Genomic DNA, 4,991 nt, shown 5'->3' with positions numbered 1-4,991 from the left:
GGTGGGTGTTGTGGGTGGTCTGTCGGCATGTTGATGCGCACGGCCGGAGCGAATGCGGAGGTACGCCTAGTCTGGTTCATATGACCAACCCGAACGATCCCTGGGCGAGGCGGCCGGACGACGATCCGACCCAGCACCTGGGTCAGCCGGGGGAATCGGCCACCGAGAAGCTGTCGACCGGCTACGGGCCGGCGGGTTACGGGGAGTCGACGACGGCCTATCCGGGTAACGATCCCTACGGCGGGTGGGGCCCCGGCCCCAATCCGACCCGCGAGATGCCCACCTATCCGAGTGGTGCCTACGAGAACCAGTGGGGCGGGTACGGCCCCCCGGGGCAGATCCCGCCGGGCGGGGTACCGCCGGAGCCGCCGCGGCCGCCGAAGAAGAACGGGATGTGGATCGGTGTCGCGGTCGCCGTTATCGTGCTGATCGGGCTCGCCGGTATCGCTGCCGGGATGCTCTTCGGGGGTGGCGGGTCCGATACCACTGCCAGTGACACCACGACCAGCAGCCGGCCGACCGGCCGTGGCCTGCCGGCTGATCCCGGCGATTCGGGTCCCGCGTTTCCGAGCCTGCCCAGCATGCCCGATATGCCCGATACCGGCGACGCGGAAGCCGGCGGGACGACCATGGGCACCATCAGCGCCAACTCCGGCGGTACCCTGACCCTCAGCACGCTCACCGGTAAAGAGGTCACAGTGCACACCAGTGCCTCCACCCAGGTGATCTCGCTGGCCGGGGCCACCGTCGACGCTCTGCCGACCGGGGACCTGGTGATCGTGCAGGGCCAGCAGAGCCCGGACGGATCAATCCAGGCCGATGTCATCATCAGTACCGCTCTCGAAGGGGGCGGACGATGAAAAAGCGCGGCGCGCAGTGGTGGGTGCCCGGCATTACGCCGGGCGGGTCGATAGGCTAGGCGACGATGACGGCAATGTGGTTCGGGCTGGCGGCAATCACCCTCGTGGGTGCGATAGTGCTGCTCTATTTCGACCGGCGACAGCGACAGCGGACCGGTCACGCACGCCAGGTGTGGGCGAAAGCGCAGGGATACACCTATGTGTCGGTGGAACCGGCGCTCGCCTCGACATGGCGGCGCGGTGCGCTGGCCAAGCTCGGATACCTGACCGCGGTCGACGTGGTGACCGGTATCCGCAAGGGCGAGAAGTTCGTACTGCTGGATCTCGAGGATTCCGCGACGCTGGTCGCCGTTCGCCGGCAGATCGGTTCGGATATCGATGTCGATATGCGGCTCAAGACCATGAACCCGCCCAAGGACGCCGATCTCGAACTGCTCGGCGCCATCGGCGATCGTGTCGTCTTCGCGACCAACCCCGAAATCGCGCGGCACGCCGTCGATCAGCGGATGGTCGCGTTCATCGAATCGCTGGCCGATACCGTGCAGATGCTGTGGAGCGAGGGCAACTGGACCCTCGGCATGCTCCCGGTGGGTACAGGAGCCAAGGACTGGGAGACCGGTATCGACGCGGTCCTGCGGCTGTCGGGTCTGCTGCATGTGCTGCCGCCGGTCACCGAAACCGGCTCCGACGATCCCGAATCCGGCGCCGGGCGCCCACGTGCCCGGATCCGCTCGGCCGAATACGACGCCGACGATGCCCGGGACGAGGATTACGACGATTACGAGGACGACGACCGCGGCGAGGGTCGCTACGGGCGTTCGGTACCCAATGTCCGGTATCGCCAGGACGATCCGGAAGATCACGACGAACCCGGCCGGCGTGAATCCGATGACGGTGATGTGTCCCCGCGCCGGCCGAGTCTGGCGGTGGTGCCCGACTCCCGGACGGTGAACCGGTCCACCCGCTCGGAATCCGACCCCGAATCCGGCTCGCGCGAACGCCGCGAATCCGCTCCCGGCGACGACCGGGAACCGCGTCAGCCCGGTGGTCCGTTCCATCCGGGATTCCGTCCCTACCAGGGTCCGGTACCGCAGTAGGTTTCCCCGATACGCACTCCGCGCGACCTGCGACAACTCCGCGCGGAGCGCCCCCGTATCCTGCTTCGCAGGGCGCCGCAGCATGCGCCGGGACCATACTGCCGTGACTCGCCTACGTGGGCGGAAGGACACCGATGATCGACCAGGCAACGACCGACCGGGACGCTTTGGCCGGGCTGGTGCGCGATTTAGCCGTTGTGCACGGCAAGGTGACGCTGTCCTCGGGCAATGAGGCCGACTACTACGTCGATCTGCGCCGGGCGACCCTGCATCATCGGGCCGGTCCGCTGATCGGCAAATTGCTGCGCGAACTCGTCGCCGATTGGGAATTCGACGCCGTCGGTGGGCTCACCATGGGTGCCGACCCGGTCGCGCTGGCCGTGATGCACGCTCCCGGCCGGCCGATCGACGCGTTCGTGGTGCGCAAGGCGGCGAAGACCCACGGTATGCAACGGCAGATCGAGGGCCCCGATGTGGTGGGCCGGCGCGTCCTGGTGGTCGAGGATACGACGACCACCGGCAACTCCCCGCTGACCGCGGTGCGCGCACTACGCGACGTGGGTGCGACAGTGGTCGGGGTGGCCACGGTGGTGGATCGGGAAACCGGTGCCGACCGGGTCATCGCCGACGAAGGTCTGGAATACCGCTCGATCCTGAGCCTCAGCGACCTCGAACTGAACTGAACACCGCTGCTGAATCACGGTGGGCTGTTCACCGGCCTGTCCCACTCGGTTAGCCTGAGAATCCGTCAGTACTGCAAGTGAAGGGTCGTGGAGTCGTGGTGAGCATTGCCGGCAAGAAGGGGCACGACAACGTAGCAATGCTCGGCATCGGTGCCTACCGGCCGACACGCGTGGTCAGCAATGACGAGGTGTGCGAGGTCCTGGACTCCACCGATGAATGGATCTTCGAACGCAGCGGTATCCGCAACCGGCGCTGGATCAGTGGCGACGAATCGCTGCGCTCCATCTCGGTGGCCGCGGGCCGGCGCGCGCTGCGCAACAGCGGTGTGGATCCCGCGCGGATCGGCGCCCTCATCCTGGCGACCTCCAGCTGGCCGATGCTCACCCCGCACGGTGCCCCGATCGTCGCCAGTGACCTGGGAATGAACGGTATCCCTGCCTTCGACCTGACCTCCGGATGCGGTGGTTTCGGCTACGGTCTCGGCGTCGCCACCGATATGATCCGCGCCGGTTCCGCCGAGTACGTGCTGCTCATCGGTGCCGAGACCATGACCATCGGGATCGACCCGACCGATCGCGGTACGGCGTTCATCTTCGGCGACGGCGCCGGTGCGGTGGTGATCGGACCGAGCGAGGAGAACGGGATCTCGCCGACGGTCTGGGGCAGCGACGGTGAGAACGCCGAGGCGATCAAACAGGACATCAACTTCATCGACTACATGCAGCGGGCGCAGGATCTACAGGGCACCGACCCCAAACTGGAACCGGTGGGCCGGATGGCGCTGCGGATGGAGGGGCCGCGAGTTTTCCGGTGGGCCGCTGTCACATTGCCGCGCGCGCTGTCCACGGCGCTCGATGTGGCCGGGGTGTCCAAGGAGGATATCGAGGTCTTCATCCCGCACCAGGCCAATGCCCGGATCAACGAGCTGATGAAGAAGAACCTGGGTCTGGCCGACGATATCCCCATGGCGGCCGATATCGAGAACACCGGCAATACCTCCGCGGCGTCGATACCGCTGGCGATGGAGGAGATGCTGGCAACCGGTAAGGCCAAAGGCGGCCAGCTGGCGCTACTGCTCGGCTTCGGGGCCGGGCTCAGCTACGCGGGGCAGGTGGTCATCCTCCCGCCGGCGCCCGCCGAGTCGAGCCTGTAGCGATGCGACCACTGCGGGCCGGGTTCCTCGCCGCCACCGCGGTGACCGTGGCGGGTGCGCTCACCGGTCGCCAGCGGTGGCAACTGGTCGCCAAACCACTGATGATGCCGCTGCTCGCGGCCGATATCGCCACCAGCCGCGCCGATATCGTGCCTGCCGACCGAACGCTGCTGTTGAGTTCGCTGGGTGCTGCCACGGTCGGAGACGTGCTGCTCATCGACCCCGACAACGACCGTCGGCTCATCGCGGGGGCGTCGTCGTTCGCGGTGATGCAGACCGGGTACGCCACGCTGTGGTGGCGCTACGGGGCGCGCCCGGCACCCGCGGTGGCCGTGCCGCGAGTGCTGGCCTGGGTGGGTGCCGCAGCGCTGCTGCGTGCCAAGGCCCCGGTACTCACGGTGCCGTTGAGCGCATACGGTGTGACACTGGGCAGCGCGGCCGTGCTGGCCTCCGATCCGGCGCTGGCTCCGGACGCGGACAGTATTGCGGGACTGAATATTCCGGCTGCCGATCCGCGCAGCCGCCTGGGGGTGGGCGCGCTGTTGTTCACGGTATCGGACGGTCTGATCGTGTTGCGGCGGCTCTTCGCGCGTGGCGAGCGGTCGCGACGGGTGATCGAAGGGGTGATCCTGGCGACCTACGGTGCCGCGCAGTTCCTGCTGGCCGATCCGGCGGCGCACGTCCGGAAACGGGCCGGTGCCGATGAGCCCGAACGGATTTCCGCTGGTCGTCCCTAGGCGCCGGCCGATACGATCCCCACATGAGTTACCCGCCGCCCGCGTACGGCTACCCGGCCTACGGCCCGCCGCCCGAACATCCGCAAGCGACCACTGTGCTGATCCTCGGCATCATCGGGATGGTGTTCTGCCAGGTCGTCGCCCCGTTCGCCTGGGTGATGGGGCGCCGGGCGCTCAACGATATCGACGCGTCCGGTGGCACCTTGGGCGGCCGCAGCAATGTGATGGTGGGTTATGTCCTGGGCATCATCGGTTCGGTACTGCTGATCCTGGGGGCGCTCGCCGCCATCGCCTACATCGTGATCATCGTCGTGCTGATCGGGTCCGGTTCCGCCGGCTGAGTTATCGGCCCCGCCTTCGGCGGGGCGGGGTGGGGCCCTATCAACCCCGGTTCTTCACTCCGGCGCTCAGTCGCTGCGCTCCTTCGCTCTGTCGCTCCAGAACCGGGGCGGGCCCCACC

At 67.7% G+C, this 4,991-nt stretch carries 6 protein-coding genes; all 6 read left to right on the top strand.

The features are described from left to right. Positions 1–80: 80 nt before the first annotated feature. The 6 genes from ACWEWT_RS22530 (at position 81) to ACWEWT_RS22505 (ending at position 4,872) form a co-directional block, all read left to right on the top strand. Positions 81–860, top strand: coding sequence for a DUF5666 domain-containing protein (locus ACWEWT_RS22530; protein ID WP_452561673.1), 780 nt, complete (start codon positions 81–83; stop codon positions 858–860). Between the two features lie 65 nt (positions 861–925). Beyond that, positions 926–1,957 (top strand): hypothetical protein, encoded by a 1,032-nt coding sequence (locus ACWEWT_RS22525; RefSeq protein WP_452561672.1) that lies wholly within the window; start codon positions 926–928, stop codon positions 1,955–1,957. A gap of 134 nt (positions 1,958–2,091) precedes the next feature. Beyond that, the gene (gene pyrE / locus ACWEWT_RS22520) at positions 2,092–2,640 is read left to right on the top strand and encodes an orotate phosphoribosyltransferase (protein ID WP_452561670.1); all 549 of its coding nucleotides are present in this window, start codon (positions 2,092–2,094) and stop codon (positions 2,638–2,640) included. Between the two features lie 95 nt (positions 2,641–2,735). Beyond that, positions 2,736–3,794 (top strand): beta-ketoacyl-ACP synthase 3, encoded by a 1,059-nt coding sequence (locus ACWEWT_RS22515; protein ID WP_452561669.1) that lies wholly within the window; start codon positions 2,736–2,738, stop codon positions 3,792–3,794. A gap of 2 nt (positions 3,795–3,796) precedes the next feature. Beyond that, positions 3,797–4,531, top strand: a complete 735-nt coding sequence (locus ACWEWT_RS22510) for a lysoplasmalogenase (RefSeq protein WP_452561668.1) — start codon at positions 3,797–3,799, stop codon at positions 4,529–4,531. 23 nt (positions 4,532–4,554) lie between these two features. Next, on the top strand, positions 4,555–4,872 hold the full coding sequence (locus tag ACWEWT_RS22505; protein ID WP_452561667.1) for a DUF4190 domain-containing protein: 318 nt from the start codon (positions 4,555–4,557) through the stop codon (positions 4,870–4,872). The last annotated feature ends 119 nt before the right edge of the window (positions 4,873–4,991 follow it).

The sequence above is a fragment of the Nocardia sp. NPDC003963 genome, assembly GCF_053605105.1.
The sequence above is the reverse complement of the archived record's forward strand: the minus strand, read 5'-3'. Positions and strand labels throughout refer to the sequence as shown.